The organism is Streptomyces seoulensis, assembly GCF_022846655.1.
Taxonomy (GTDB): domain Bacteria; phylum Actinomycetota; class Actinomycetes; order Streptomycetales; family Streptomycetaceae; genus Streptomyces.
In genome coordinates, this window is record NZ_AP025667.1 from 2689355 (window position 1) to 2716026 (window position 26672).

25 protein-coding genes are annotated in these 26672 nt (G+C 70.9%); 12 read left to right on the top strand and 13 right to left on the bottom strand.

Annotated features, from left to right (window positions below):
* Positions 1–119: 119 nt before the first annotated feature.
* Both HEK131_RS12525 and xylB read right to left on the bottom strand, forming a co-directional pair.
* Positions 120–1328 carry an ROK family transcriptional regulator gene (locus HEK131_RS12525; RefSeq protein WP_244334992.1) on the bottom strand — a complete coding sequence of 403 codons (1209 nt, stop codon included), beginning with the start codon at positions 1326–1328 and terminating at the stop codon, positions 120–122.
* A gap of 98 nt (positions 1329–1426) precedes the next feature.
* On the bottom strand, positions 1427–2893 hold the full coding sequence (gene xylB / locus HEK131_RS12530) for a xylulokinase (RefSeq protein ID WP_244334994.1): 1467 nt from the start codon (positions 2891–2893) through the stop codon (positions 1427–1429).
* A gap of 159 nt (positions 2894–3052) precedes the next feature.
* Here xylB and xylA point away from each other — a divergent pair, with 159 nt between their 5' ends.
* Positions 3053–4219: a xylose isomerase gene (xylA, locus tag HEK131_RS12535; RefSeq protein ID WP_244334996.1), complete on the top strand. Its 1167-nt coding sequence runs from the start codon at positions 3053–3055 to the stop codon at positions 4217–4219.
* Positions 4220–4495: 276 nt separating this feature from the next.
* The gene (locus tag HEK131_RS12540; protein ID WP_161149906.1) at positions 4496–4678 is read left to right on the top strand and encodes a hypothetical protein; all 183 of its coding nucleotides are present in this window, start codon (positions 4496–4498) and stop codon (positions 4676–4678) included.
* Between the two features lie 97 nt (positions 4679–4775).
* On the opposite strand, the gene HEK131_RS12545 is transcribed toward HEK131_RS12540, so the two are convergent.
* Both HEK131_RS12545 and HEK131_RS12550 read right to left on the bottom strand, forming a co-directional pair.
* Positions 4776–5639: a hypothetical protein gene (locus HEK131_RS12545; RefSeq protein WP_244334998.1), complete on the bottom strand. Its 864-nt coding sequence runs from the start codon at positions 5637–5639 to the stop codon at positions 4776–4778.
* Positions 5640–5780: 141 nt separating this feature from the next.
* Complete coding sequence (locus HEK131_RS12550) at positions 5781–6080, bottom strand: hypothetical protein (protein WP_432215624.1); 300 nt, start codon at positions 6078–6080, stop codon at positions 5781–5783.
* 95 nt (positions 6081–6175) lie between these two features.
* Between HEK131_RS12550 and HEK131_RS12555 the strand changes: the two genes are divergently transcribed.
* Positions 6176–7075, top strand: coding sequence for an oxygenase MpaB family protein (locus HEK131_RS12555; protein WP_244335000.1), 900 nt, complete (start codon positions 6176–6178; stop codon positions 7073–7075).
* A gap of 59 nt (positions 7076–7134) precedes the next feature.
* Here the strand turns inward: HEK131_RS12555 and HEK131_RS12560 are convergent, their stop codons facing one another.
* Entirely contained in the window at positions 7135–7731 is a 597-nt protein-coding gene (locus HEK131_RS12560; protein WP_244335002.1) for a class I SAM-dependent methyltransferase, read from the bottom strand.
* A 172-nt stretch (positions 7732–7903) separates the two neighbouring features.
* On the opposite strand from HEK131_RS12560, the gene HEK131_RS12565 reads away from it, so the two are divergent.
* The 5 genes from HEK131_RS12565 (at position 7904) to HEK131_RS12585 (ending at position 12904) form a co-directional block, all read left to right on the top strand.
* Positions 7904–8677 (top strand): MHYT domain-containing protein, encoded by a 774-nt coding sequence (locus tag HEK131_RS12565; RefSeq protein ID WP_244335004.1) that lies wholly within the window; start codon positions 7904–7906, stop codon positions 8675–8677.
* A gap of 48 nt (positions 8678–8725) precedes the next feature.
* The gene (locus HEK131_RS12570; protein ID WP_244335006.1) at positions 8726–11245 is read left to right on the top strand and encodes a sensor histidine kinase; all 2520 of its coding nucleotides are present in this window, start codon (positions 8726–8728) and stop codon (positions 11243–11245) included.
* Positions 11242–11679, top strand: coding sequence for a roadblock/LC7 domain-containing protein (locus tag HEK131_RS12575; RefSeq protein ID WP_217463977.1), 438 nt, complete (start codon positions 11242–11244; stop codon positions 11677–11679). Before HEK131_RS12570 ends, HEK131_RS12575 begins: the two co-directional genes overlap by 4 nt.
* Before the next feature lie 17 nt (positions 11680–11696).
* Positions 11697–12110 carry a DUF742 domain-containing protein gene (locus HEK131_RS12580; protein ID WP_217463978.1) on the top strand — a complete coding sequence of 138 codons (414 nt, stop codon included), beginning with the start codon at positions 11697–11699 and terminating at the stop codon, positions 12108–12110.
* Between the two features lie 191 nt (positions 12111–12301).
* Positions 12302–12904, top strand: a complete 603-nt coding sequence (locus HEK131_RS12585; protein WP_217463979.1) for a GTP-binding protein — start codon at positions 12302–12304, stop codon at positions 12902–12904.
* 7 nt (positions 12905–12911) lie between these two features.
* Here the strand turns inward: HEK131_RS12585 and HEK131_RS12590 are convergent, their stop codons facing one another.
* The gene (locus tag HEK131_RS12590; RefSeq protein WP_217463980.1) at positions 12912–13340 is read right to left on the bottom strand and encodes a PPOX class F420-dependent oxidoreductase; all 429 of its coding nucleotides are present in this window, start codon (positions 13338–13340) and stop codon (positions 12912–12914) included.
* 92 nt (positions 13341–13432) lie between these two features.
* Between HEK131_RS12590 and HEK131_RS12595 the strand changes: the two genes are divergently transcribed.
* Together HEK131_RS12595 and HEK131_RS12600 are read left to right on the top strand one after the other, a co-directional pair.
* Positions 13433–13846, top strand: a complete 414-nt coding sequence (locus HEK131_RS12595) for a roadblock/LC7 domain-containing protein (protein ID WP_244335008.1) — start codon at positions 13433–13435, stop codon at positions 13844–13846.
* Between the two features lie 124 nt (positions 13847–13970).
* A complete protein-coding gene (locus HEK131_RS12600) occupies positions 13971–15035 on the top strand; it encodes a DUF6397 family protein (protein WP_244335010.1) in 1065 nt (354 codons plus the stop codon).
* On the opposite strand, the gene HEK131_RS12605 is transcribed toward HEK131_RS12600, so the two are convergent.
* A complete protein-coding gene (locus tag HEK131_RS12605) occupies positions 15022–15888 on the bottom strand; it encodes an acyl-CoA thioesterase (RefSeq protein WP_161150534.1) in 867 nt (288 codons plus the stop codon). The genes HEK131_RS12600 and HEK131_RS12605 overlap by 14 nt on opposite strands.
* A 19-nt stretch (positions 15889–15907) precedes the next feature.
* The gene (locus HEK131_RS12610) at positions 15908–18421 is read right to left on the bottom strand and encodes a DEAD/DEAH box helicase (protein WP_244335012.1); all 2514 of its coding nucleotides are present in this window, start codon (positions 18419–18421) and stop codon (positions 15908–15910) included.
* A gap of 145 nt (positions 18422–18566) precedes the next feature.
* Between HEK131_RS12610 and HEK131_RS12615 the strand changes: the two genes are divergently transcribed.
* The gene (locus HEK131_RS12615) at positions 18567–19361 is read left to right on the top strand and encodes a metal-dependent hydrolase (protein WP_244335014.1); all 795 of its coding nucleotides are present in this window, start codon (positions 18567–18569) and stop codon (positions 19359–19361) included.
* 14 nt (positions 19362–19375) lie between these two features.
* Here HEK131_RS12615 and HEK131_RS12620 read toward each other — a convergent pair whose 3' ends face one another.
* The 5 genes from HEK131_RS12620 to HEK131_RS12640 all read right to left on the bottom strand — a co-directional run bounded on the left by HEK131_RS12620 (position 19376) and on the right by HEK131_RS12640 (position 24712).
* The gene (locus tag HEK131_RS12620) at positions 19376–19639 is read right to left on the bottom strand and encodes a type B 50S ribosomal protein L31 (RefSeq protein WP_217463984.1); all 264 of its coding nucleotides are present in this window, start codon (positions 19637–19639) and stop codon (positions 19376–19378) included.
* Between the two features lie 42 nt (positions 19640–19681).
* On the bottom strand, positions 19682–20152 hold the full coding sequence (locus HEK131_RS12625) for a DUF5709 domain-containing protein (RefSeq protein WP_217463985.1): 471 nt from the start codon (positions 20150–20152) through the stop codon (positions 19682–19684).
* A gap of 264 nt (positions 20153–20416) precedes the next feature.
* A complete protein-coding gene (locus HEK131_RS12630; protein ID WP_244335016.1) occupies positions 20417–22198 on the bottom strand; it encodes an ABC transporter ATP-binding protein in 1782 nt (593 codons plus the stop codon).
* Entirely contained in the window at positions 22195–24054 is a 1860-nt protein-coding gene (locus HEK131_RS12635; RefSeq protein ID WP_244335018.1) for an ABC transporter transmembrane domain-containing protein, read from the bottom strand. Before HEK131_RS12635 ends, HEK131_RS12630 begins: the two co-directional genes overlap by 4 nt.
* A 211-nt stretch (positions 24055–24265) precedes the next feature.
* Positions 24266–24712: a MarR family winged helix-turn-helix transcriptional regulator gene (locus HEK131_RS12640; RefSeq protein ID WP_217463988.1), complete on the bottom strand. Its 447-nt coding sequence runs from the start codon at positions 24710–24712 to the stop codon at positions 24266–24268.
* 115 nt (positions 24713–24827) lie between these two features.
* On the opposite strand from HEK131_RS12640, the gene HEK131_RS12645 reads away from it, so the two are divergent.
* Positions 24828–26630, top strand: a complete 1803-nt coding sequence (locus HEK131_RS12645) for an ABC transporter ATP-binding protein (RefSeq protein ID WP_244335020.1) — start codon at positions 24828–24830, stop codon at positions 26628–26630.
* Positions 26631–26672: the final 42 nt, after the last annotated feature.

The window sequence follows — 26672 nt, forward strand, 5'->3', positions numbered from 1 at the left end:
AAGGGTGAGCGTCGAGTCCGTGGACAACTGGCGGATTGTGGATAAGTCAGCCACTCGTTCGAGGGGCTTCCGGCGTCAGCGAGCGTGGCGGCCTTTCCTCTCGGGCATCCGCCGAACTGTCAGGGCCGTTCCGCAACCGTCGCCGGATCGTCGAGCACGGCCCGCACCACCGAATGGGCGGCACCGAGCAGCGGTCCCTGCGGGCCCAGCTCCGAGACCGCCACCGGACATGGCGGACCGGCTGTGCGGCTGCGCAGCTCGACCTGCAGTGAAGGGAGCAGCCATGGTGAAAGGGCGGCCAGTGCCCCGCCCAGGACGACGGTGTCGGGGTCGAGGAGGTTGACCGCGCCGGTCAAGGCGATGCCGAGCGCGGTACCCGCCTCGCCCAGCGCCGAGCGCACGCCCTCGTCGCCCGCAGCGGCGCGCTCCGCGAGCACCCCCACCACGTCTTCGCGGGGCTCGACGCCGGCCGCCCGTAGCACGGCCTCCTCCCCGGCGTACTGCTCCAGGCAGCCGCGCCCCCCGCACGGACAGGGAGGACCGTCCGGCCGGACCGGCACATGGCCCAGCTCGCCGGCGAAGCCGCGGGTGCCGCGCAGCAACTGCCCGTTCACGACGATCGCCGCGCCGATGCCGATCTCCGCCGACACATGCAGGAAGTCACCCGGTGTGCCGGCACCGAGCCACAGCTCCGCCAGGGCACCGAAGTTGGCCTCGTTGTCCACGGTCAGTGGCACCGAGTCGTGCAGCACGCCGCCGAGGTCGACGTCGTGCCAGCCGAGATTGGGGGCGCGCACGACCGTACGGCCGTCGCGGGCGACCAAGCCGGGTACGGCTACCGCGAGCCCGGCGACCCACAGGCCGTCCTTCTCCGCCGCGGTCGTGACCTGCTGGATCAACCGGGCCAGTTCCCGGGCCACGGACTCCGGGGAACGACCCCGGTTCGCGCCGCGCCGTACGGCCCGCGCACGCACCGCGCCACGAAGATCGACGGCGCACACGGCGAGGTGATCGACGCCGATCTCCGCCCCGAGCCCCGCGGGGCCGCGACCGCTCACCGCGAGCGCGGAGCCGGGCCGTCCCACCCGGCTCGGCCGTTCCGGGCCCAGCTCCTCCAGGAGGTCCCAGCGGATCAGCTCGTCCACGAGGGACGACACGGCAGCACGAGTGAGACCGATGCGCGAGGCGACCGAGGCGCGCGACAGAGGGCCGTCCGAGCTGACGGTGTGCATGACCCGAGCCAGGTTGCGACGACGCATGCCCTGCTGGGTGTCCGGCAGGGGGCGTCCGGTGCCCGTCGGTCGGGTGTCGTGCGGCGGTGCGGTCATGCCTCCGTCGATCCTCGGTGTCCGTGGCCAGGTGCGCGGCTCGCGGACCGGTCGGTCGTACTCGCCGGGCTACGCGTCTCGCCCTTTCCGGCAGTGCCTCAGTATGCGGAGCACGCGCTCAGGGGGGTGTCCGTGCCTCGTTCCAGAAGCGCGGACGCGTCGGAGAGTACCCCGGCGATGCGGGCCAGGGCTTCTTCGTCCCGCTCCACGGCGTCCACCACCTGTCCCTTCGTCGTGTTCCAGCGGCGCGCGACGGCCGCAGGGTCCTCGCCGGTCAGCAGACCCGCCGCCTGGGCGGCAGCGCCGAGTGCGACCAGTTCCTTCGCTTCGGGGATCTGTACCGGCCGTCCGGACAGCCGTCGTACCGTCTGCTGCCAGGCCGTGCCGCGGGCGCCGCCGCCGATCAGCAGCAACGGAGCGGTGCGGTCGGCGTCCTGGTCGAGGACCAGGTCGAGCGCGCCGAGCAGCGAGTGCACCGCGCCGTCGTAGGCGGCCTGGAGCACCTGACCTGCGGTCGTGTCATGGCGCAGACCGTGCAGCAGACCGGAGGCGTGCGGCAGGTTCGGGGTGCGCTCACCGTCCAGATACGGCAGCAGGGTGACCGAGGTGCCGGGCTCCACGGCCTCACGGTCCAGCCCCAGAAGGGCCGCGACCCGGTCCACGGCGAGGGTGCAGTTCAAGGTGCAGGCCAGCGGCAGCCAGTCGCCGTGCGCGTCGGCGAAACCCGCCACCGTGCCGGTCGGGTCGGCGGGGCGGCGCTTGGAGACCGCGTACACCGTGCCCGACGTGCCGAGGCTGAGCACCGGGGTGCCCGGGCGCAGGCCCAGCCCCAGCGCGGCGGCCGCGTTGTCCCCGGTGCCGGGCGCCACCAGAGTGCCCTTGGAGAAGGGCAGGTCATGACTGTCGCGCACGGTGCCGGCCACCTCGCCCGGCCGCACCACCCGAGGCAGCAGCGTCGGGTCGAGTCCCACATGCGCGAGAGTTTCCTCGTCGTACGACTCGGTCGCGGACGCCCACCAGCCGGTACCGGAGACATCGCCACGGTCGGTCGTGCCCAGGCCGGTGAGACGTTCGGTGAGGTAGTCGTGGGGGAGACGCACGGACTTGGTCGCACGGACCGCGTCCGGCTCGTGCTCCGCGAGCCACGCCCACTTCGTCACAGTGAACGACGCGCCCGGCACGCTGCCCGTGCGCTCCGCCCACGCGTCCGGGCCGCCCAGCTCCTCCACGAGACTGCGGGCCTGGGGCGCCGAGCGGACGTCGTTCCACAGCAGCGCGGGGCGGACCGGTTCGCCCCGCGCGTCGAGCGTGACCAGACCGTGCTGCTGGCCGCCGATCGAGATCGCCGCCGCCTCGTGCGCCGCCTCGCCGCACTGCTGCAGAGCCTCGCACAGCGCGTCCCACCACTGACGCGGATCGCTCTCCCGCCCGGCGCCCGACGTCACCGTGTGCGCGGCCTGGCCACTCGCCACCACACGCCCGGTGTAGACGTCGACGACCAGTGCCTTCGTGGACTGGGTGGACGTGTCCACACCGACGACGAGCGGACCCTCGGCTGCTGACATCGGGCTCTCCCTCTTCCGCGGCGTCATCGACCGGCAGCGACGCCGTTCATCGATGGCGCCCCGGCGTCGAAGACATCCGGTCTCTTCCCAGAGGCGCCTCCGCATACTAATTTGTAAACGGCCATGACGAAATAGTCGTACGCACCGAGGAGCCGCGGCATGAACTACCAGCCCACCCCCGAGGACAAGTTCACCTTCGGCCTGTGGACCGTCGGCTGGCAGGGGAGGGACCCCTTCGGCGACGCCACCCGCCGCGCCCTCGACCCGGTGGAGACCGTGCAGCGGCTGGCCGACCTCGGCGCGCACGGGGTGACCTTCCACGACGACGACCTGATCCCCTTCGGCGCCTCCGAGACCGAGCGCGAGTCGCACATCAAGCGGTTCCGCCAGGCCCTGGACGCGACCGGCATGGCCGTGCCGATGGCCACCACCAACCTCTTCACCCACCCCGTCTTCAAGGACGGCGCCTTCACCGCCAACGACCGCGACGTCCGCCGCTACGCGCTCCGCAAGACGATCCGCAACGTCGACCTCGCCGTCGAACTGGGCGCGCAGACCTACGTCGCCTGGGGCGGCCGCGAGGGCGCCGAGTCCGGTGCCGCCAAGGACGTACGGGCAGCCCTGGACCGCATGAAGGAGGCGTTCGACCTCCTCGGCGAGTACGTCACCTCCCAGGGCTACGACATCCGCTTCGCCATCGAGCCCAAGCCGAACGAGCCGCGCGGCGACATCCTGCTCCCCACCGTCGGCCACGCCCTCGCCTTCATCGAGCGGCTGGAGCGTCCCGAGCTGTTCGGCGTCAACCCCGAGGTCGGGCACGAGCAGATGGCCGGGCTCAACTTCCCGCACGGCATCGCGCAGGCGCTGTGGGCGGGCAAGCTCTTCCACATCGACCTCAACGGCCAGTCGGGCATCAAGTACGACCAGGACCTCCGCTTCGGCGCCGGTGACCTCCGGGCCGCCTTCTGGCTCGTCGACCTCCTGGAGCGCGCCGGGTACGAGGGGCCGCGGCACTTCGACTTCAAGCCGCCGCGGACCGAGGACCTCGACGGGGTCTGGGCCTCGGCCGCCGGATGCATGCGCAACTACCTCATCCTGAAGGACCGCGCGGCTTCCTTCCGTGCCGACCCGGAGGTGCAGGAGGCACTGCGCGCGTCGCGTCTGGACGAGCTGGCGCAGCCCACGGCCGCGGACGGCCTGGACGCCCTGCTCGCCGACCGCTCGGCGTTCGAGGACTTCGACGTCGACTCCGCCGCCACCCGTGGCATGGCCTTCGAACAGCTCGACCAACTGGCGATGGACCACCTGCTCGGCGCTCGCGGCTGAGGCATACGCGCGCGTGGTCGGTCACCTGTGGCCGACCACGCGCGCGGTGCGTTTCCCGCCCGGGACCACGAGCGGTGGAGCGGCGGAGTCGTCGGAGGCGAGGGCGGGTACTCACTGTCCTGAACACTGAGATCGCCCGCCCTCCGAACGGCGTCTCAGGGTTCCTCAGGGTCGGGCTTCAGGGATGTCTCAGGGGCGGCGGGCGGAACCGTGGCGTGCTCGGGGCCGTTCTCCATGCAGAGAGCGGCAGTGGTCGTGACGAAGGAGGCGGAGCTCATGTCGAGAAACGCGAAGATCGCCGTGGGTGGCGTGGCGGTCGGGCTGATCCTGTTGATATGGCTGCCCTGGTGGGTGTCGCTCCTGATCGTGGTGGGCGTGCCCGCCGCCGCGTACCTGACGCTGGACCCCTCTCAGCGGCGCAGGCTGCGCCGGGTTGCGCGCAAGGAGGTCGGCCGCTGACGCCGGCGGTCCGGTGCAGTGCGTGGTGAGCGTCCGCACCTGGGGCCGGGGCTAGGGACGCCTTCGTCCTCCTCCGTACGCAGGGCTCGCCCTGGGGTCAGATCGGACGCACGGCGATCTTGTCCAGCCCGTCCAGGAGGCCGGGGAGCTCCGGGCCCCGTCCCACCGGGATGACCTCTCCGGGTTCCGCGTCCAGCAGTACGAACGCGATGTCGTCGGTGCGGGCCACGATCGACCAGCCGGGACCGTCGGCACGCAGCGTCCGTGCGTCACCGGAGGCGAACGCCGAGCGGACACGTCCGAGCGGCGGCGGGGCGTCGATGTAGGCGCGTGCCTCGGCCAGCACCTGTCGCACGCCCCGATGGCCGGACTTGGCCGGGCCATCGGGCTCGACCTCGACCTCGGCTTCGGTCTCCGGCGAGGGCGCTGCGGCTCCGGAATGCCGCTCGCCCGGCAGGACGTCGGCGTCGTCGAGGCGACCGCGCCACTCCGCCCACTGGAGCGCTATCTCGTCGGCACCGAGACGCCGCTGGGCCGAGCCCCAGGTGCTGGTGTCGGGCGGGGTGAGAGGAGGCCGGTCGGTGGCACCGGTGTCAGGGTCGTGCGGGGCGGGTACATCCGGTGCGGCCACGGCCAGTGCCAGGGGCCACCCCGGAAGGGCTGCCACGAGCGTGCGCTCGTCGGGTGACAGCTCGTACTCCATGCCGCAGTCCCAGGAGGCGATCGCCACCGCCACCAGGGAGACGTCGTCGATGACGGCCGTCCACCGGGCACCGTCCCCGTCCTGCCCGAGGACCAGCCCGTACCCCTCGGCGAGCGGCGTGAGACCCAGCGCCGCACAGGCCGCGGGGTAGTCGTCGCCGAGCACGCTCGGGAACTGCGCCGGTGTCAGCAGAACCGCCGTCAACACGTACAGCGCTTCCTCAGCGGCAGCCACGGGCGCATCGTCCGACCCGGCCATCTCAAGCCTCCCCAGTGGTTCGTCCGTCGGCGCGCACCCTAGTGCGCGGGGGAGAGGCTTGTCACGACTCCGTGCACCGGGTGGAGCTGCGGTTTTCCTGCCGGACGGGGGCGAAACACCCCTGTCCCTCACGAGTCCTCCTCAGTCCGATGGGAGACCCAGCAAGTCGCGGGCCACCGCCCTCGGAGTCATGGAACGCTCGCGGGCCAGAGCGACGACGGCTCGGCTCGCCAACTCCCCGACACCGAAGGAGAGCGCCTCCGGCGACACCCACGACGACGCCTCGTCCACCCCGTCCTGATCGTCCTGCGCGCGGGCCGTCACGTAGGCCGCCGCGGCCTCGAAAAGGTTGTGTCCACGCCTCTTCCGCTCGGCGGAGGCTTCCTCCCCACGCGGTGAAGTGCCCAGCCTGGCGGCGTACTTGCGCATCATGTCGAACACGCGAACCACCTTTCCCCGGTCGGGGTCTCGCCCATCGCGCATGTCCCTTTACTCAAAGTAGAGTTGAAATTTCTGCGACATAAGGGGACCCCACGGTGAAGCGCTTCGAGCGGCTCGATCGGATACGGCGGATGGATCCGGTCGCCGACGCCCCGGAGATCTACCGCCTCAGTGCCGCGCTCGAATTCCCCTGGGACTACACACGAGCATTGGAACTGGCCCTCTACCGCACCTACGCCGTCCCCAGCATCGGCCGGCTGCTCGCCCAGACGGCGGAGCTGACCGAGCGCTCGCAGCGCCGGTACGACGACACCGTCCTGCTGCTCGACGCCGTCATGGAACACGGCTTCGCCGCCCACGAGGGCCGTACCGCGATCCGGCGCATCAACCAGATGCACCGCAGCTACGACATCAGCGACGACGACATGCGCTACGTGCTGTCGACCTTCGTCGTGATGCCCAGACGCTGGATCGACGCCTACGGCTGGCGGCGTCTGTCCCGGCACGAGATCGTCGCCGCCACGGAGTACTACCGCACCCTCGGGCGGCACATGGGCATCCCCGACGTCCCCGAGACGTTCGAGGAGTTCGAGGCTCTCCTCGACTCGTACGAGAAGGCGCACTTCGCCTGGGACGAACGCGCCCGGCAGGTGTCCGACGCGACGCTCGGCCTGATGGCGTCCTGGTATCCGCGACCGCTCGCACCGCTGTTGCGCACGGCGATGCTCGCCCTCCTCGACGAGCCGTTGCTGCGAGCCTTCCGCTACGAGACGCCGAGTGCCACCATCACCTTCCTGGTCCGCCGCGTCCTACGGGTACGCGGACGGCTGGTCAGGCTGCTGCCACCGCGCCGCGCGCCACATTTCGCGCGACAGAACCGGGAGGTCAAGAGCTACCCGAACGGCTACGACACCGCCGACCTGGGCACGCGCCCGGTGCCGGGGATGGGCGGCTGCCCGGTGAGGCACTTGAAGCCGACCGACGCGGTGGAGTGAGCCGAGCGGCGCCCGACGATCAGCCCTGACCGCTGCACCTCCATGGGGTGTGGAGGCCGCTACTCGCGGACCGCCAGCGCGAGGAAGTAGCCGGGCTCATCGACGTACGACGTCATGCGCCACCCGGAACGCGCGAGGAGAGGGCCGAGATTGGCCTCGGCACGCAGGTCGCCGGGCGTGAGCTGCCTGCCCTGGCGAGCGGCCAGCGCGGCCCGGCCGATGGGGTGGAACAGTGCGAGCGTGCCACCGGGCCGCACCACACGGGCGAGTTCACGCAGGTTCTCGCTCGGCTCCGGCAGATGGGCGACCAGACCCGCCGCGAAGACGGCGTCCAGGCACTCCGAGCGCAGGGGCAGCGCGGTGACGTCCGCGAGCAGCAGGGCACCGTCCTGGTCCCGCCCGGCCCGCGCTGCGGCCTGAAGCATGGCCGGGGTGAGATCGGCCCCGATCACCGTCCCGGAAGACCCCACAGCCGCGCGCAGTGAAGGTAGCGCGCGGCCCGTGCCGCACCCCGCGTCGAGCACCCGGTCACCCGCGCCCAGACCCATGTCGGACACCCCTGCGGCGTAGGCGGGGCCGTCATCGGGAAACCTGCTGTCCCAGTCGGCCGCCCGAGCGGCGAAGAACTCCTGGACGTGCGTGTGGTCGTCACTCATGCTCCGATGATCTCGCACCACCCCGGCTGATGCCGCCCGCACCCGGAACGAGCGGGATGCGCCCCTTCACCGCAACTCCACGTCATGTTCGGACACCGCCTGTGTCATGTTGTGACAGCTTTCGAAACGCGCCCCCTCTGTACGCCTCTGCCGCGACTAGCGTCCGGGGGCCATGGGACACCTTGACCACGCGGCCTTCGGCTGGCTGACTCCGGTGCTTTCGTACGCGATGGCATGCATCGGCGCCGCGCTCGGCCTGCGCTGCACGGTGCGTGCGCTGGCGACGACCGGCCGGGCGCGGCGCAACTGGCTGATCACGGCCGCTTCGGCGATCGGGACCGGCATCTGGACCATGCACTTCGTGGCCATGCTCGGCTTCCGCGTCAGCGGTACCGACATCCGCTACGACGTGCCGCTGACGATCCTGAGCCTCGTCGTCGCCATGGTCGTCGTCTGCGCGGGCGTCTTCGCCGTCGGCTACAGCAAGGACCGCAACCGGGCCCTCTTGATCGGCGGCCTCACCACCGGCCTCGGTGTCGCGAGCATGCACTACCTCGGCATGGCCGCGGTCCGGCTGCACGGGGACGTGACCTACGATCCCGTCCTCGTCGGGCTGTCGATCGTGATCGCGGTGGTGGCCGCGACGGCGGCGCTGTGGGCGGGCCTCAACATCAAGTCGCCGCTCGCGGTCACCCTCGCCTCCCTGGTCATGGGGGCGGCCGTCAGCAGCATGCACTACAGCGGCATGTTCGCGGTGAGCGTCGATGTCAGCCCCTCCGGCGCGACCCTGCCGGGAGCCACGGCCATGCAGTTCATCTTCCCGCTCGCCGTGGGCCTCGGCTCCTACCTCTTCATCACCTCGGCCTTCGTCGCCCTCTCGCCCACGGCGGACGAGCGCCAGGCGTCCGCCACGGCCCAACGGCCCGTCGAGAGCACCGCCCGCTAGCGGAAGCCCGGCCGTCGATCCCCGACCCACTGCCCGAGCGAGGAGGCCATGCGCCCACCCCGTAGCACCCCGAAAGCCGGACCACCGGCGCAGTCCACGACCCCGCTACGCGGCCGACGCGCGCATGCCGGGCCACCGGCCGACGAGGGCGCGGACGCCTTCGCCGACCTCTCGCCGGACTACGCGCCCGTGCGCGCGGGCCGCTGGCACATGCGCCCCCGGACCGTGCGCGCCAAGGTGGTCTGCCTCCTGATGGTGCCGGTGGTCTCCCTGCTCGCGCTCTGGGCGTACGCCACCGTGACTACCGCTCAGGACGTCTCCGAACTGCGCCGGTCCCAGCGCGTCGACGCCGAGCTGCGCACTCCCGTCGCGGTCGCCGTGGCCGCGCTGCAGGCGGAGCGGGTTGCCGCCGTGCGGTACGCCGCCGCACCGGACGCGGCACGCGGTAACGACCTCCGAGGCCTCGCCGCCACCACCGACCGGGCGGTGGCCGAGCTGCGGCTCGGCGACGACAGCACCGTCGCCGCCGGCCAGCAGCTCCCCGCCGGTGTCGGCACCCGCCTGGAGACCTTCGTCGGCGGCGCCGAGCAGCTCCGTACCCTGCGGGCCGCCGTGATCGACCGCGAGGCGGACTGGTCGAAGGCGTACGACCGGTACTCCAGGACCATCGACGCCGCGTTCGCCGTGGACGGTGCCCTCTCCGGCATCCAGCGGGCCGACGTCGGCTCCGACGCGCGCGTGCTGCTCGAGTTCTCCCGGGCCGCCGAGGCGCTGGCCCAGGAGAACGCCGTCCTCGGCAGTACTCGCCCGGACGACGAGCTTCGCGGTCGACGGCTGCGGCTGCTGGGCGGCGCGGTGGCCAACCGGCGCGCTCTCACCCAGGTCGCCGTGGCCGACCTGCCCGCACCCCAGCGCGCCGCCTGGAACCGTGTCGCCCACGGCAGCGGCTATCTCGCCCTCACCGCCACCGAGGACCGCGTCCTCGACGCGGGATCCGGCGCCAAGGCGGTCGACACGGCGCCGGGTTCGGCCTGGGCCACCGCCCACGCGCGTGTGCAGGCGGACATGAGCACCATCGCGGCGGACACGAGCCGGGCGGTCGCGGGGCGGGCGGACCCGTTCACGCACGGGCTGCTGAGCACGGCCGGCGCCGCCGTACTCTTCGGCCTGGCCGCGGTCGTCGCCTCCCTCGTGATCTCGGTCCGCATCGGACGCGCCCTCGTGATCGAACTCGTCAGCCTGCGCAACGACGCTCTGGAGATCGCTCGCCGCAAACTTCCCGCGGCCATGCGAAAACTGCGCGCCGGCGCGGAGATCGACATCCGGGCGGAGGCGCCCGCCGGGCCACCCGCGGAGGACGAGACCGGACAGGTGGCAGAGGCCCTGACGACCGTGCACCGGGCAGCCCTGCACGCCGCGGTGGAACGCGCCGAACTCGCCAGCGGCATCTCCGGAGTCTTCGTCAACCTGGCCCGCCGCAGCCAGGTGCTGGTCCACCGGCAACTCAGCCTGCTCGACAGCATGGAGCGCCGGTCCGACGACCCGAACGAGCTGAGTGACCTGTTCCGGCTCGACCACCTCACCACGCGCATGCGGCGCCACGCCGAAAGCCTGATCATCCTCTCCGGAGCGGCACCCGGCCGGGCCTGGCGCATGCCGGTGTCCCTGACCAACGTCGTCCGTGCTGCCGTCTCCGAGATCGAGGACTACGCGCGCGTGGAGGTCCGGCAGCTCCCGGAGGCGGCCGTCATCGGGGCAGCGGTCGCCGACCTCACCCACCTGCTCGCGGAACTGGTCGAGAACGCCGCTCAGTTCTCGCCGCCCCACACGCGCGTGCGCGTGTCCGGCGAACCGGTCGGCAACGGCTACGTCCTCGAGGTCGAGGACCGGGGCCTGGGCATGGGCGCCGAGACCCTCGTGGAGGCCAACCGGCGCATCGAGCAGTCAGAGGCCCTCGACCTCTTCGACAGCGACCGTCTCGGCCTCTTCGTGGTCAGCCGACTGGCTGCCCGCCACGGCATCAAGGTGCACCTGCGCACGTCCCCGTACGGCGGCACCACCGCCGTCGTGCTGCTGCCCACCGCCCTGGTGCACCAGGGCGCGTCGGAGCCGCCCGCCGACGAACCTCCGGTCCGCCGGGAGCCGGAACGTGAGTACGCGCGCGTGCCCGACCTGCCCGCGCCGGCCCCCGCCGCGGTGACCACGCAGGCCGAGCGGCCCGCACTGGCCGTGTCCGTTCCCCCGCCCGCCGATCCCGTCCCCGATACACCGCCTCCCGGAGTCAGCACCTTGAGGCCCCACCGTCCACCGACCGACCCGGAATCCTCGGACGACCTTCCGCGCCGGGTGCGCCAGGCCAGCATCGCGCCCCAGCTCCGAAAGGAACGCCCCGCCGAACCGGCAGTGGAACCCGAACCCCCCGGCGACGAGGGGCGCACCCCAGAACTCGTACGGGACCGCATGGCGGCCTACCGCGACGGCTGGGTCCGCGGCGGCGGCCGCCGCCCCGGCCGCGTCGCACCAGCGCCCGCGAGGGGCAGTGACAGCACCGAAGGAGAACCGGCATGATCCAGGAGCCGAACACCACTGCGGACCAGCGATCCGGCGAACTCGACTGGCTCCTGGACGACCTCGTCAGGCGGGTCGCCGAGGTGCGCCACGCCGTGGTCCTCTCCAACGACGGCCTCGCGGTCGGCGCCTCCACCGGTCTCGGCCGCGACGACGCCGAACACCTCGCCGCCGTGGCCTCCGGTTTCAACAGCCTGGCCAAGGGCACGGGACGTCACTTCGGCGCAGGGGGTGTCCGCCAGACCATGGTGGAGCTGGACGACGCCTTCCTCTTCGTGGTCTCCGCGGGGGACGGCTCCTGCCTCGCCGTCCTGACGGCCGCGACCGCCGACATCGGCCTGGTCGCCTACGAGATGGCACGTCTGGTCAGACGCGTCGGCGAACACCTCTACACGGCACCGCGCGTCGTATCACGGCCGCCCGCAGCAGGTTGACCGGAAGGCCGGAACGGATGACCGAGAACCCGCCGGGCGACCTCCGGGACGAGGGCAGCCAGTGGTACGACGGCGAGGCCGGACCCTTGGTGCGCCCCTACGCCATGACCGGCGGACGCACCCAGCCCGGCCCCACCGGCGTGCCCTTCGACCTCATCGCCCTCGTCACCCTCGACCCCTCGGCGCAGGGCATCGACGACGGCAGCGCGCTCGGTCCCGAACACCGGACCCTGATCGAGCTGTGCCGCACCGAGACCCAGTCGGTCGCGGAACTCGCGGCGGACGCCGACCTGCCGGTTGGTGTGGTCCGGGTGCTCCTCGGCGATCTGCTGGAACTGGGCTGCGTCACCGTCAGCCGCCCGGTGCCGCCGGCGCATCTGCCGGACGAGCGGATCCTGCGCGAGGTCATCGAAGGGTTGAGGGCCCTGTAGATGAACCCTTACGACCGACCCGAAGCCTCTTCTGTCGCCGTTCCACACGCTTGCGGTGATCAATCGGCCGGAAGTCGGTCACATCTGGTGCTTTTCAGTCCGAACCCCCGAGGCGGTGTCGAAGTTGTCATGATGCTCACCTCACGCCCCGAACACGTCGACCGCAGCCGGCCCTCCCGAGAGAAGTGATCATGGCCTCTGAGCACGTCGAAGCCGCCGACGACATCTCCGCCTTGGCGCTGAAGATACTGGTGGCGGGGGGATTCGGCGTCGGCAAGACCACCCTGGTCGGTTCCGTCAGCGAGATCCGCCCCCTGCGCACCGAGGAACTGCTCAGCGAGGCGGGCCAACTGGTCGACGACACCGACTGCGTGGACCGCAAGGTGACCACCACCGTGGCCATGGACTTCGGCCGCATCACCATCCGCTCCGGTCTCGCCCTGTACCTGTTCGGGACGCCGGGACAGGACCGCTTCTGGTTCATCTGGGACGAGCTCTCGCAAGGCGCCCTGGGAGCCGTGGTCCTCGCCGACACCCGCCGCCTCGAGGACTGCTTCCCGGCGGTCGACTACTTCGAGCACCGGCGCATCCCGTTCGTCGTCGCCGTCAACTGCTTCCCCGGCGCACGCCCCTACGGCGCCCATGACGTCTCGCGCGCCCTGGACCTGGACCAGGGGACACCGGTGGTGCTGTGCGATGCCCGTGACCGCGACTCCGGCAAGGAAGTCCTGATCCGCCTCGTCGAGTACGCCGGGCGCATGCACACCGCCCGGCTTCTCGACTCGGTGAGCTGAGGCGGCCTCAGTCCGCGAGATCCCGCACGGCGACCACATGGTCGATGTGCACCCTCACCAGCAGTTCACCCGGAACGCCGTTGCGGGCGCCGAACTCCTCGGCGCGGTCCTCGCCCATGTAGCGCGCGGCGATCCGGGTGGCCCACCGGCGGATCTCGTCCAGATCCTCGGACAACCGGGCCTGACCGTTCAGCACCACGAACGAGAAGGGCGGCTGGTCGTCGTCCACGCACAGCGCGACCCGCGGGTCACGGGCGAGATTGCGCCCTTTCACCGTCTCCTCACCGGTGTTGAAGACCAGCTCGTCACCGTCGAGCAGGAACCAGATCGGGGCGATATGGGGGCTTCCATCGGCTCTTACGGTCGCCAGCTTGCCGGTTCGGGTGCCGTACGAGACGAACGCCCGCCATTCCTCGTCGGTCATCTTGTGTGCCATACGCCCATCCTGCTTGCCGGGACGCCGGAGGTGGGGAAGGCTTGCGGAAAGCTCCTCCAGCCAGGGGGAGAGGCCACACGGGGAGAACGAACATGGCGCAGAACCAGGGACTGGGATGGCTCCTGGACGATCTCACCCAGCGCGTGGACCACGTGCGGCACGCGCTGGTGCTCTCGAACGACGGACTGGTCACCGGGGCGAGCACCGGACTAAGGCGCGAGGACGCGGAGCATCTGGCGGCCGTGTCCTCCGGACTGCACAGCCTGGCCAAGGGCTCGGGGCGCCATTTCGGCGCCGGACGCGTCCGCCAGACCATGATCGAGTACGACGACGCCGTACTGTTCGTCACCGCCGCCGGGCCCAGCAGTTGCCTGTGCCTGCTCAGCGGTGCGGAGGCCGACATCGGTCAGATCGCCTACGAGATGACGCTGCTCGTGAACCGGGTCGGCGAGCACCTCGGCGTGAATGTCCGGCAGCCCGAACACACTCCGGCGTCCGAGCTCTGACCTGCGATTCCGCGATGGTCCGAGGGGTTATCCACAGGCTTGCCCCGGAGTGCGCGGAAATGGCTACGGTGTGTGCACGGCGAACGCACAGGGCGTGAGCCGGACTCCACGGGGGAGCAGAGCCATGCCGGGAACCACCATCGCAGCCGTGACCACCTGGACCCCAGAGCGCCCCACGCACTGTGCGCCGAGTCGCGCGGCTCGGGAACTGGGCCTCAAACGCTACGAGTTCGACCTGGCCGTCCAGCTCGGCCGCATCCGTACCGTGCCCGACGCGGGAGGCGGCGGCCCGCGGGTCGCGCGGGCGGAGATCGCCCGTCTCCAGGAACAGGCCGGCTTTCCCGAGACGCTCCGGGAACGGGTGCGGGTCGTGGGCACGAAGGAGGGCGCCTCGCTCATGGGCGTCTCCGAAGGCAGGTTCGCCCGGCTGGCCCGACTCGGACTACTGGTGCCGGTGCGCTTCTATCTCAACCGGTACCGAGCCGTGGTCTGGCTGTATCTGGCGGAGGAACTGCGGCAGTTCGTGGCTGACGGTGACCACGCCGGCCTGATCAAGGGCACGACGCCCGAGACACTCAGGAGCCAACTGGCGTCCGGGCTCGACCTGCGCCCGCGGAACTGGCGGGGACGGCACCTCGGATTCCTGCTGCGGCAGGCCGAAGACCCGTGGGCGCGAGCCGGCGCGATCGCGGCCTTCCTGCCGAGCGCGGAGATCGCGGAGATCGTCAGAAGTCCCCATGAGCGAGTCCGGCTGGAGCGGCTCCGGCCGTCCCTCCCCGAGCATGGTGCCGCCGGGTCCCCGTCCGCGCTGCTCGGCGAGCGGATCATGACCGCGCAGGACGCGGACGAGATCGCCTGGCTGGGTGCGGACTTGGCCCGGCAACTGGAAGCCGCGCGGCTCCCGTCCTCCGTCGCACCACCAGGGCCGCGCCTGCGTGAACACGCGACGCGACGGCCACAGGCTCGGCGACTTCCCACAGCGTCGGTGCCGCGAACTTCCTCACCAGCAGTGGCGACCGACACCGCCGCACCGCGGGCGTGCTCCGAGGCGCAGGCCTCCCGACCGCACGCCCGAGGCGACCATGTGCCCGCACCGGATGCTCCGCGACCGCCCCGAGGGCTGCTGACATGGCTGTGCCGCAGAACCCCTCGGAGCGCGCCGACCGGAGATCACGCTAGAGGGACCTGAAAAGCCCCTCCTGGACGACCGACACGAGCAGTTGCCCGTGCACGTCGTAGATGCGCCCGCGGGCCAGACCACGGCCGCCGATGGCGATCGGCGACTCCTGGTCGTACAGGAACCACTCGTCCGCGCGGAACGGACGGTGGAACCACATGGCGTGGTCCAGCGACGCCATGTCGAAGTTGCGCTGGCCCCACAGCGGTTCGATCGGGATACGGACCGCGTCGAGCAGGGTCATGTCGCTGGCGTAGGTCAGCGCGCAGGTGTGGACCAGCGGGTCGTCGCCGAGCGGTCCGACCGCGCGCATCCACACAGCGCTGCGCGGCTCGGCACCGTCGATCTCCTCGGCGTTCCAGCGCAGCCGGTCGACATAACGGATGTCGAAGGGCTGACGGCGTGCCATCAGCTCCAACTGCTCGGGCAGCGCGCCGAGATGCTTACGGATCTCCTCGGCGACCGGCGGCAGCGACTCCGGGTCCGGCACCACACGGGCGGGCGGGAGCTGGTGCTCGAACGGTCCTTCCTCAGGCTTGTGAAAGGAGGCGGTCAGATTGAAGATCGTGCGGCCCTGCTGCACGGCCGTCACACGCCGTGTGGTGAACGAGCGTCCGTCACGGACGCGCTCCACCTGGTACACGATCGGCACGCCGGGCCGGCCCGGACGCAGGAAGTACGCGTGCAGCGAGTGCACGGGGCGGTCGCCTTCAGTGGTGCGCCCCGCGGCGACCAGCGCCTGGCCCGCCACCTGGCCGCCGAAGACCCGCTGGAGGGACTCCTGCGGGCTTCGGCCGCGGAAGATGTTGACCTCGATCTGCTCCAGGTCGAGCAGATCGACCAGGCTCTCGGCCGGATTCGTCATCGGTGGGTTTCTCCTGTGTTCACAACTGGCCGACATCGGTGACGCGGATGACCGCACGGCCCTCCGCGTCGGAAGCGGCGAGATCGACTTCCGCGCTGATGCCCCAGTCGTGGTCACCATTCGGGTCGTCGAAGATCTGGCGGACGCGCCACAGGGCGTTCTGCGGCTGCTCCTCGATCACCAGCAGCTTGGGGCCGCGGGCGTCGGGGCCGGTACCGAGGTCCTCGTACTCGTCCCAGTACTTGTCCATCGCCTCGCCCCACGCGTCCGCGTCCCAGCCGGAGTCGGCGTCCATCTCGCCGAGCTGGTCGACCTGGTCGAGGGCGGCCAGCTCCACGCGGCGGAAGAGGGCGTTGCGGACCAGCACGCGGAAGGCGCGGGCGTTGGTGGTGACGGGCTTCACCTCGTCGGCCTTCTCCTGGGCCTCCTCGGCGGTCATCACCTCCGGGTTGGCCAACTGCTCCCACTCGTCCAGGAGGCTGGAGTCCACCTGGCGGACCATCTCACCGAGCCACTCGATCAGATCCTGCAGGTCCTCGGACTTCAGGTCGTCCGGGATGGTGTGGTCGAGCGTCTTGTAGGCGCCGGCCAGGTAGCGCAGGACGATGCCCTCGGTGCGGGCCAGCTCGTAGAGGGAGACCAGCTCCGTGAAGGACAGGGCTCGCTCGTACATGTCGCGGACGACCGACTTGGGCGACAGCGGGTGGTCGCCGACCCAGGGGTGGCTCTTGCGGTAGGTGTCGTAGGCGTGGAAGAGCAGCTCTTCCATCGGCTTGGGGTAGGTGATGTCCTGGAGCCGCTCCATGCGGTCCTCGTACTCGACCCCGTCCGCCTTCATCAGCGCCACGGCCTCACCGCGTGCCTTGTTCTGCTGGGCGGCGAGGATCTGCCGAGGGTCGTCCAGAGTGGACTCGACGACGGACACCATGTCGAGCGCGTAGGACGGCGATTCGGGGTCGAGGAGTTCGAACGCGGCCAGCGCGAACGTCGACAGCGGCTGGTTGAGCGCGAAGTCCTGCTGGAGATCGACCGTGAGACGCACGATGCGGCCCTCGGCGTCCGGCTTGTCGAGCTTCTCGACGATCCCGCCGTCCAGCAGCGAGCGGTAGATGGCGATCGCGCGGCGGATGTGCCGAAGCTGCTGCTTGCGCGGCTCGTGGTTGTCCTCCAGCAGATGGCGCATCGCCTCGAAGGCGTTGCCGGGCCGGGCGATCACCGACAGCAGCATGGTGTGCGTCACCCGGAACCGCGAGGTCAGCGGCTCAGGGTCGGATGCGATCAGCTTCTCGAAGGTGTTCTCCGTCCAGCCGACGAAGCCCTCCGGAGCCTTCTTGCGCACCACCTTGCGGCGCTTCTTCGCGTCGTCCCCCGCCTTGGCGAGAGCCTTCTCGTTCTCGATGACGTGCTCGGGCGCCTGCGCGACGACGAGTCCGGCGGTGTCGAAGCCGGCGCGTCCGGCCCGTCCCGCGATCTGGTGGAACTCGCGGGCCCGCAGGGTGCGCACGCGGTTCCCGTCGTACTTGGTCAGCGCCGTGAACAGCACGGTGCGGATGGGCACGTTGACGCCGACGCCGAGGGTGTCCGTGCCGCAGATCACCTTCAGCAGACCGGCCTGGGCCAGCTTCTCCACCAGGCGCCGGTACTTGGGCAGCATGCCGGCGTGGTGGACGCCGATGCCGTGCCGCACGTAGCGGGAGAGGTTCTGGCCGAACTTGGTGGTGAAGCGGAAGTTGCCGATCAGCTCGGCGATCCGGTCCTTCTCCTCACGCGTGCACATGTTGATGCTCATCAGCGCCTGCGCGCGTTCCACGGCCTGTGCCTGCGTGAAGTGCACGATGTACACCGGAGCCTGCCTGGTCTCCAGCAGCTCGGTGAGCGTCTCGGTGAGCGGGGTGAGCCGGTACTCGTAGGAGAGCGGTACCGGGCGCGTGGCCGAGCGGACGACAGCCGTGGGGCGGCCGGTGCGGCGGGCGAGGTCCTTCTCGAAGAAGGACACGTCACCGAGGGTGGCCGACATCAGGATGAACTGTGCCTGCGGCAGCTCCAGCAGCGGGATCTGCCAGGCCCAGCCCCGGTCACCCTCCGCGTAGAAGTGGAACTCGTCCATCACCACCTGGCCGATGTCCGCGTCCTTGCCGTCGCGCAGTGCGATGGACGCCAGCACCTCCGCCGTGCAGCAGATGACGGGCGCGTCGGCGTTCACCGAGGCGTCGCCGGTCAGCATGCCCACGTTCTCGGTGCCGAAGATCTTGCACAGCTCGAAGAACTTCTCCGACACGAGGGCCTTGATCGGAGCGGTGTAGAAGGTGACCTCGTCGCGGGCCAGCGCCGCGAAGTGCGCGCCGGCCGCGATCATGCTCTTGCCGGAGCCGGTGGGCGTCGAGACGATCACGTTCGCCCCGGAGACCACCTCGATCAGCGCCTCTTCCTGGTGGGGATAGAGGGTGAGGCCGCGCTCCTGGGCCCACGACTCGAAGGATTCGTAGAGGGCGTCGGGGTCGGCGGTCCGCGGGAGCTGATCGATGAGGGTCACGCCCCCATCTTGCCTGCCCATGCCGTCAACCGGGGAATCGACTACGGGTGTCAAGATCATGGAGGCTACGCTGTGTCGCCGGCAGAGCATAAGCACCGCAGGTCAACTGGACAGCGGCACAAGAGGAATGGGGCGGGACGCGGCCATGATGGGACCAGCACACTCACTGTCGGGGGCCGCGGCCTGGCTAGGTGTCGGAGCGGCGGCAGCCGCCTTCGGACACCCGATGCCCTGGCCGGTCCTGCTGGTGGGTGCCCTGATCTGTGCGGGCGCCGCACTCGCACCCGATCTCGACCACAAGGCGGCCACCATCTCGCGGGCCTTCGGACCCGTGTCCCGCTGGGTCTGCGAGATCGTCGACAAGTTGTCCTACGCCGTCTACAAGGCGACCCGGAAGCCGGGCGACGCGCGCCGCACGGGCGGTCACCGCACGCTCACCCACACCTGGCTGTGGGCGGTCCTGATCGGCGCCGGCAGCTCCGTGGTGGCGATCACCTGTGGCCGCTGGGGTGTCCTGGGCATCCTGTTCGTACACATGGTGCTGGCCATCGAAGGTCTGCTGTGGCGGGCGGCACGTGGTTCCAGCAGCGATGTGCTGGTCTGGCTGCTCGCGGCGACCAGTGCCTGGATCCTGGCGGGAATGCTGGACAAGCCGGGCCAGGGTGCCGACTGGCTGTTCACCGCCCCCGGCCAGGAGTACATGTGGCTGGGCCTGCCGGTCGTGCTGGGCGCCCTGGTACACGACCTCGGGGACGCGCTGACCGTGTCCGGCTGCCCCGTCCTGTGGCCCATCCCCGTGGGCCGCAAGCGGTGGTACCCGCTCGGTCCGCCGAAGGCGCTGCGCTTCCGGGCGGGAAGCTGGGTCGAGCTGCGGGTGCTGATGCCGACGTTCATGATCCTCGGCGGAGTGGGCTGCGCGGCGGCCCTCAACTTCATCTGACGGACCGCTCCCCGTCAGGCGGTCGCGCCCGGGGGCTTCCCTCCGTACCGGCGCTCGAACCGGTCGATGCGCCCTTCGCTGTCCAGCGTGCGGGCCTTGCCGGTGTAGAAGGGGTGGCTCTCGGAGGAGATCTCCACGTCGATCACCGGGTACGTCTCGCCGTCGTCCCAGTCGATGGTCTGATCGCTCACCGCAGTGGACCGGGTGAGGAAGGCGTAGCCCGCCGAGCGGTCACGGAAGACGACGGGACGGTACGCGGGCTGCTTGTCCTGCTGCATGGCGGCACCTCGCACGATTCGGTGGGGCGGGAGGCTTCCGGATCAGCCGGGGAGGGAGTCCTCGTCGACGATGTGCACGGCGGCTTCCTCGGCGGAGGCTGCGGCCCCGTCGATGCCGACATCGGTGGCCACGAGCGCGCTCTCCTCGTCCTCGTGCGCGCCCTCGTCAGGGGCCACCAGGCGGCCGGAACGCCGGAGGCCGACCTCGTTGTCGAGCAGTTCGCCGTCGGTGCCGTCGCAGTCGCCGAGACCGTCGCCGTCGGGGGCGGTCTGCTCGGGCAGCTCCTCGGCGAGCCGCTGGTCCAGCGTCTCCCCGGCCGCGCGTTCCGCCGCCGTCACGCCGTCGTGCTCGACGGCCCAGGGCCGCTCGGGCGGGGACCAGCCCCGGTCGAGGGGATCGTCGACGCCGTCGGCGTCCAACGTGTCCTCCACGTCGAGCACACCCGAGTCCTCCTGGATCTCGTCGGTGTCGGGCTGGTAGACGTCGTCACCCCATCCGTCGGCGCTGTTCACGGAGACCTCCATCCGGTGAGCACGGCCCGGCGTCGTGATGACGAACGCGGGCCCACGGGCACATACAGCCCTGCTGTCCCATGGAACGGCCGGGAAAACGTCCCCCGGATTCCGGGCCCTGTGCCTTCATCCAGCCTTCCACTCCGGTTCGGGACCTCGCAACGGCAACACTGTGCGGCGGGGGCGAGCCGGGTGGGGGCCCGCCCGCCGCGCAGCCTCAGCCGGCTCTGTGCCGCGCTCCGCCCTGGCCCGGCGGGTCACCGCTCACCCGTGCCACGAACGCCAGAGTGCCGCGTAGGCTCCGTCCGCCGCGACCAGGTCGTCATGGCTGCCCAGCTCACTGATGCGGCCGTCCTCGACGACCGCGATCACATCGGCGTCGTGGGCGGTGTGCAGGCGGTGAGCGATGGCGACCACCGTGCGCCCGTCGAGGACACGGGACAGCGAACGCTCCAGGTGGCGGGCCGCGCGCGGATCGAGGAGCGAGGTCGCCTCGTCCAGCACCAGCGTGTGCGGGTCGGCCAGCACCAGCCGGGCCAGCGCGATCTGCTGGGCCTGTGCCGGGGTCAGAGGCAGACCTCCCGAACCGACCTCGGTGTCGAGCCCCGCGTCCAGCGCCTGCGCCCAGGTGTCGGCGTCCACCGCGCCCAGCGCCGCCCACAGCTCGGCGTCACGTGCCTCGGTGCGGGCCAGCAGGAGGTTGTCGCGAAGGGAGCCGACGAAGACGTGATGCTCCTGGTTGACGAGTGCGACATGCGAGCGGACGCGCTCGGCGGGCATTCCGGACAGCTCCGCGCCGCCCAGGGTGACCCGGCCGTCCCGAGGGGCGTAGACACCGGCGAGCAGCCTGCCCAGCGTGGACTTGCCCGCGCCCGAAGGGCCGACCAGGGCGAGCCGGGTGCCCGGAGCGACCCGCAGGGACACCTCGCGCAGCACGTCGACGCCCTCGCGGTAGGCGAAGTGCACCCGGTCCGCGTGCACATGACGCCCGTCCGGCACCAGCGACGCGTCGCCGGCGTCGGGCTCGATGTCCCGTACTCCGACGAGCCGGGCCAGCGACACCTGGGCGACCTGCACCTCGTCGTACCAGCGCAGGATCAGGTTGATCGGGTCGACCAGCATCTGGGCGATCAGCGCGCCCGTGGTGAGCTGCCCCACGTCCATCCAGCCCCGCAGGACGAAGAATCCGCCGACCATGAGGGCGGAGCCCAGCACGATGACGTGGACGGCGTTGATCACGGGGAACAGCACCGAGCGGAGCCACAGGGTGTACCGCTCCCAGGCCGTCCACTCCTTGATCCGCTGATCCGAGAGGGACACCCGGCGAGCGCCCAGGCGGTGGGCCTCGATGGTGCGGCCGGCGTCCACGGTCTCCGCGAGGGCGGCGGCGACGGCCGCGTACCCGGCGGCCTCCGAGCGGTAACCGGAAGGGGCGCGCTTGAAGTACCAGCGGCACCCGGCCACCAGCACCGGCACGGCGAGGAGGACCGCTGCCGCGAGCGGCGGGGCCGTCACGACGAGTCCGCCGAGCAGCAGAAGCGCCCACACGAACCCGATGGCCAACTGGGGAACGGCTTCCCGCATGGCGTTGGACAGGCGGTCGATGTCGGTGGTGATGCGGGAGAGCAGGTCGCCCGTGCCGGCCCGTTCCAGCACGCCCGGCGGCAGTCGCACCGAACGGATCAGGAAGTCCTCGCGCAGGTCGGCCAGCATCCGCTCGCCCAGCATCGCGCCTTGCAGGCGTACTTGCAGGGTGAAGAGCGCCTGTACGACCAGTGCGAGGAGGAAGAGCCCGACTGTCAGGCCCAATTGGAGGTTCTGCGCCCGGTCGGCCACGCGCTCGACCAAGCCGCCGAGCAGGTACGGGCCCACCATGGAGGCGACGACCGCGACCGTGTTGACGCCGATGAGCAGGAGGAAGGCCCGACGATGGCGGCGGAAGAGTTCCGTCACGTAGTCGCGCACCGTCGCCGCCGCGCCGACGGGCAGGGTGGTGGCGGTCGTCGGGGCCGCCGGGTCGTGGGCCGGTGGTGCTACGCCGATCATGCGCTCTCCTCGATCTCTTCGAGCGGTTCGAGAGCGCCCAGGAGAGCGGCTCCGTCGGTGAGGCCAGGTCGTTCCCGCGAGGACGGCGGGGCGGAGGTGTCCCTGGCGGCTGCCTCGCGCTGCTCGTCATCGGTCTCGCGCGTCACGACGGCGCGGTACCGGGGGTCGGTGCCGATCAGCTCCCGGTGGGTGCCGGTCGCCGCGACCACGCCGTCATGGAGGAAGACGACTCGGTCCGCGCGGTCCAGGAGCAGCGGGGAGGAGGTGAGCACGACGGTCGTCCGGCCCGAGCGGAGTCGGCTCAGCCCGTCCGCGATTCGCGCCTCGGTGTGCGAGTCCACGGCGGAGGTCGGTTCGTCCAGCACCAGGACCTCCGGGTCGGCGACGAGGGAGCGGGCGAGGGCGAGACGCTGCCGCTGGCCGCCGGACAGGGAGCGTCCGCGTTCGGTGATCTGCGCGTCCATCGGGTCGGACGCGTCCAGCGACCCCTGCACCAGGGCGTCCAGGACGTCCGCGCACTGTGCGGCCGCCAACGCGTCTTCGGCGCGGACGGCGCCGGAGGCGGGTACGTCGAGCAGTTCGCGCAAGGTGCCGGACAGCAGTACCGGGTCCTTGTCCTGGACCAGGACGGCGGTGCGGGCGTGGTCGAGAGGAAGCTCGTCCAGTGGCACTCCGCCGAGCAGCACCGACGGGCCGGGCTCGGCGGGATGGCCGCCCAGGCGATCCGCGAGGCGGCCTGCCATGTCCGGGTCGCCGCACACCACCGCGGTGAACCCCGGGGAAGGGGCGAGCAGGCCGGTGGCCGGGTCGGACAGATCGCCCTCCGGAACCCCGGTCGCGCGCGAACCCGTGGTGTCCGTGGGGCGTTCCAACGACAGCACCCGCGCGGCACGTTGGGCGGACGGCCGCGAGAAGGAGTACGCCATGGCGATCTCGACGAAGTGCCGCAGCGGATAGTTGACGATCATGACCGCGCTGTAGACGGTGACGAGTTCACCGACCGTGATCCGGCCCTCGCGGGCCAACTGCACACCGCGCAGGACGACCACGATCAGCAGCAGACCCGGCAGCAGCACCTGGAGGGCGGAGATGACCGACCACATCCGGGCGCTGCGCACGGCCGCGTGGCGTACCTCCTGTGAGGCGTGGCGGTAGCGGTCGAGGAACAGTTCCTCGCCGCCGATGCCCCGCAGCACCCGCAGTCCGGCCACGGTGTCGGAGGCCAGCTCGGTGGCGCGGCCGGCCTTCTCGCGCTGGACGTCGGCGCGGCTCGTGGCCCGAGGCAGCAGGGGCAGCGCCGCCAGCGCGACGACCGGCATGCCCACGGCGACGACCAACCCCAGAGCGGGCTGGTAGACCACCAGCGCGACACAGACCGCCACGACCGTCACCGCGGCTGCGGTGAAGCGGGACACCGCCTCGACGAACCACCCGATCTTCTCGACGTCACCCGTGGAAACGGTGACCACTTCGCCCGCCGCGACCCGCCGGGTCAGCGCGGAGCCGAGGTGCGCGGCCTTGCGGCCCAGCAGTTGCTGGAGCCGGGCGGCCGCCGTGATCCAGTTGGTGACCGCGGCGCGGTGCAGGAAGGTGTCGCCCAGCGCGATGGCCGTACCGCACACCAGCATCAGGCCGCCCGTCAGGACGAGCCGGGCGGCGGAGTGGTCGACGGCCGCCTGGACGGCCACGCCGATACAGAACGGCAGCGCGCAGACGGAGACGAAGTGCAGCACGCCCCACAGCAGCGCCCTGCACTGGCCGCCCAACTGGTTACGCCCGAGCCACCACAGCAAGCGGGGGCCGGAACGCGCGTCCGGTACGCCTGGATCTGAATAGGGAAGGTCTTGGATCTGCATGGCGTCCCAGTGGCTCGTGTCAGGGAAGGGCAGGCTGCGGCGACACCTGGAGGTGGCGGCAAGCCGTGAAAGGTTCGCCTTGCGGGGAGGGGAATTTCAAACGGTTTTCCCGGTGTGACACGACAATCACCGGGTTCCGGCCACGTGCCGTCGCCCAGCTACGCGCAGGTCGAGGACGTGGGGATGAAAGTGAGGACGAAGGGGGAGGAATTCACCGCTTCGTGGTGTCACCGTCGACGAGGGTGTCCAGCAGGACGCCGAGCACCTGCCGCTCCTTCTCGGTCAGCGGAGCGAGGATCTCCTCGGCGGCGGAGCGGCGCACTCCGCGAAGTTCGCCCAGGGTGGCGCGGCCCTCGGCGGTCAGCTCGATCCGGGTGACCCGCCGGTTGGACGGGTCCGGCACCCGTCGGACCTTGCCGTGCGCCTCGAGGCCGTCGACCAGGGTCGTCACCGCGCGCGGCACCACTTCGAGGCGCTCGGCGAGATCGGCCATGCGGGGAGGTGAGTCGTAGTGCGCGAGGGTGCGCAGCAGGCGGGACTGAGCGGGGGTGACGCCCAGATCGCGCCATTCGAGGTGGCGCTTCTGGATGCGGTGCACCCGGCGGGTCAGCCGCAGCAACTGCTCTGCGAGCACACCCTCGGGATCTGGGGTCGTCATGCGGGAACAATATCAGGACCCCATTCATTGTGAGTAAAGGTAACAATGAGCTATGATCAATGATCCGGAGTCGGCCCTCCCTCGGACCGGCCCTTCTCACTTCCGTAGGAGTCCTTTGAGTCCCGAACGAGAAACGTCCTGGACGCCGCCACCGGACGCCGGGGAGCAACCCCGGCAGGTGCGCCGCATCCTCAAGCTCTTCCGCCCCTATCGTGGTCGGCTCGCGGTCGTCGGCCTGCTGGTCGGCGCCTCCTCGCTGGTCTCGGTGGCCACGCCCTTCCTGCTGCGGGAGATCCTCGACGTCGCCATCCCGCAGGGTCGTACCGGACTGCTGAGCCTGCTCGCGCTCGGCATGATCCTCAGCGCGGTCCTCTCCAGCGTCTTCGGAGTCCTCCAGACGCTGATCTCGACCACCGTCGGCCAGCGCGTCATGCACGACCTCCGCACCGCCGTCTACGGCCGCCTCCAGCGGATGTCCCTCGCCTTCTTCACCCGCACGCGCACCGGCGAGGTGCAGTCCCGCATCGCCAACGACATCGGCGGCATGCAGGCCACCGTCACCTCCACCGCCACCTCCCTGGTCTCCAACACCACCAGCGTGGTCGCCACGATCGTCGCGATGGTCGCCCTGGACTGGCGGCTCACGATCGTCTCGCTGCTCCTGCTCCCGGTGTTCGTCTGGATCAGCCGCCGCGTCGGCGACGAGCGCAAGAGAATCACCACCCGGCGGCAGAAACAGATGGCGGTGATGGCCGCCACCGTCACCGAGTCGCTGTCCGTCAGCGGCATCCTGCTCGGCCGCACCATGGGTCGCTCCGACTCGCTGACCGCAGGCTTCGCCGAGGAGTCCGAGCGCCTGGTCGACCTCGAGGTCAGGGCGAGCATGGCGGGCCGCTGGCGCATGGCGGTGATCACGATCGTCATGGCGGCGATGCCCGCGTTCATCTACTGGGCCGCAGGCGTGGCCCTCCAGTTCGGCGGCCCCGAAGTCTCGCTGGGCACACTCGTCGCCTTCGTCTCGCTCCAGCAGGGCCTGTTCCGGCCCGCCGTCAGCCTGCTGTCCACCGGCGTCCAGATCCAGGCGTCCCTCGCGCTGTTCCAGCGCATCTTCGAGTACCTCGACCTGCCCATCGACATCACCGAACGCGTGGACCCCGTCCATCTCGACGAGATCAAGGGGGAGGTCCGCTTCGAGGGGGTCGAGTTCCGGTACGACGACAAGAGCGGCCCCGTCCTCGACGGCATCGACCTCGTCGTCCCCGCCGGGGGCAGCCTCGCCGTCGTGGGGCCGACCGGCGCCGGCAAGTCGACGTTCGGATGTCTGGTGCCCCGGCTCTACGACGTCACCGGGGGCCGCGTCACCGTGGACGGCGTGGATGTCCGCGATCTCGACTTCGACACCCTCGCCCGTGCCGTCGGTGTCGTCGCGCAGGAGACCTACCTCTTCCACGCTTCCGTCGCCGACAACCTCCGCTTCGCCAAGCCCGACGCCACCGACGACGAACTGCGGACGGCGGCCCGCGCCGCCCAGATCCACGACCACATCACCGCGCTACCGGACGGCTACGACACGATCGTCGGCGAGCGCGGTCACCGGTTCTCCGGCGGGGAGAAACAACGCCTGGCGATCGCCCGCACCATCCTGCGCGACCCGCCCGTGCTCATCCTCGACGAGGCGACCAGCGCTCTCGACACCCGCACCGAGGCGGCGGTCCAGGACGCGATCGACGCCCTGTCGGCCGACCGGACGACCGTCACCATCGCCCACCGGCTCTCGACTGTCCGGGACGCCGACCAGATAGCCGTCCTCGACTCCGGCCGTGTGGCCGAACTGGGCACGCACGACGAACTGCTGGCGCGCGACGGACGCTATGCGGCGCTGGTGCGCCGGGACGCCCAGCTCGAACCCATGAGCTGACAGTCGAACGTGACGGGCAATCAAAGCCGACAAGCTGAAGAT

Excerpts from the sequence above, each read along its gene's own strand:
- HEK131_RS12575 (WP_217463977.1), top strand. The coding sequence starts at position 11,242 with ATGATCCAGGAGCCGAACACCACTGCGGACCAGCGATCCGGCGAACTC.
- HEK131_RS12585 (WP_217463979.1), top strand. The coding sequence starts at position 12,302 with ATGGCCTCTGAGCACGTCGAAGCCGCCGACGACATCTCCGCCTTGGCG.
- HEK131_RS12635 (WP_244335018.1), bottom strand. The coding sequence starts at position 24,054 with ATGCAGATCCAAGACCTTCCCTATTCAGATCCAGGCGTACCGGACGCG.
- HEK131_RS12590 (WP_217463980.1), bottom strand. The coding sequence starts at position 13,340 with ATGGCACACAAGATGACCGACGAGGAATGGCGGGCGTTCGTCTCGTAC.
- HEK131_RS12540 (WP_161149906.1), top strand. The coding sequence starts at position 4,496 with ATGTCGAGAAACGCGAAGATCGCCGTGGGTGGCGTGGCGGTCGGGCTG.
- HEK131_RS12570 (WP_244335006.1), top strand. The coding sequence starts at position 8,726 with ATGCGCCCACCCCGTAGCACCCCGAAAGCCGGACCACCGGCGCAGTCC.
- HEK131_RS12640 (WP_217463988.1), bottom strand. The coding sequence starts at position 24,712 with ATGACGACCCCAGATCCCGAGGGTGTGCTCGCAGAGCAGTTGCTGCGG.
- HEK131_RS12545 (WP_244334998.1), bottom strand. The coding sequence starts at position 5,639 with ATGGCCGGGTCGGACGATGCGCCCGTGGCTGCCGCTGAGGAAGCGCTG.
- HEK131_RS12580 (WP_217463978.1), top strand. The coding sequence starts at position 11,697 with ATGACCGAGAACCCGCCGGGCGACCTCCGGGACGAGGGCAGCCAGTGG.
- HEK131_RS12615 (WP_244335014.1), top strand. The coding sequence starts at position 18,567 with ATGATGGGACCAGCACACTCACTGTCGGGGGCCGCGGCCTGGCTAGGT.
- xylB (WP_244334994.1), bottom strand. The coding sequence starts at position 2,893 with ATGTCAGCAGCCGAGGGTCCGCTCGTCGTCGGTGTGGACACGTCCACC.
- HEK131_RS12620 (WP_217463984.1), bottom strand. The coding sequence starts at position 19,639 with ATGCAGCAGGACAAGCAGCCCGCGTACCGTCCCGTCGTCTTCCGTGAC.
- HEK131_RS12600 (WP_244335010.1), top strand. The coding sequence starts at position 13,971 with ATGCCGGGAACCACCATCGCAGCCGTGACCACCTGGACCCCAGAGCGC.
- HEK131_RS12595 (WP_244335008.1), top strand. The coding sequence starts at position 13,433 with ATGGCGCAGAACCAGGGACTGGGATGGCTCCTGGACGATCTCACCCAG.
- HEK131_RS12525 (WP_244334992.1), bottom strand. The coding sequence starts at position 1,328 with ATGACCGCACCGCCGCACGACACCCGACCGACGGGCACCGGACGCCCC.
- HEK131_RS12605 (WP_161150534.1), bottom strand. The coding sequence starts at position 15,888 with ATGACGAATCCGGCCGAGAGCCTGGTCGATCTGCTCGACCTGGAGCAG.
- xylA (WP_244334996.1), top strand. The coding sequence starts at position 3,053 with ATGAACTACCAGCCCACCCCCGAGGACAAGTTCACCTTCGGCCTGTGG.
- HEK131_RS12630 (WP_244335016.1), bottom strand. The coding sequence starts at position 22,198 with ATGATCGGCGTAGCACCACCGGCCCACGACCCGGCGGCCCCGACGACC.
- HEK131_RS12560 (WP_244335002.1), bottom strand. The coding sequence starts at position 7,731 with ATGAGTGACGACCACACGCACGTCCAGGAGTTCTTCGCCGCTCGGGCG.
- HEK131_RS12565 (WP_244335004.1), top strand. The coding sequence starts at position 7,904 with ATGGGACACCTTGACCACGCGGCCTTCGGCTGGCTGACTCCGGTGCTT.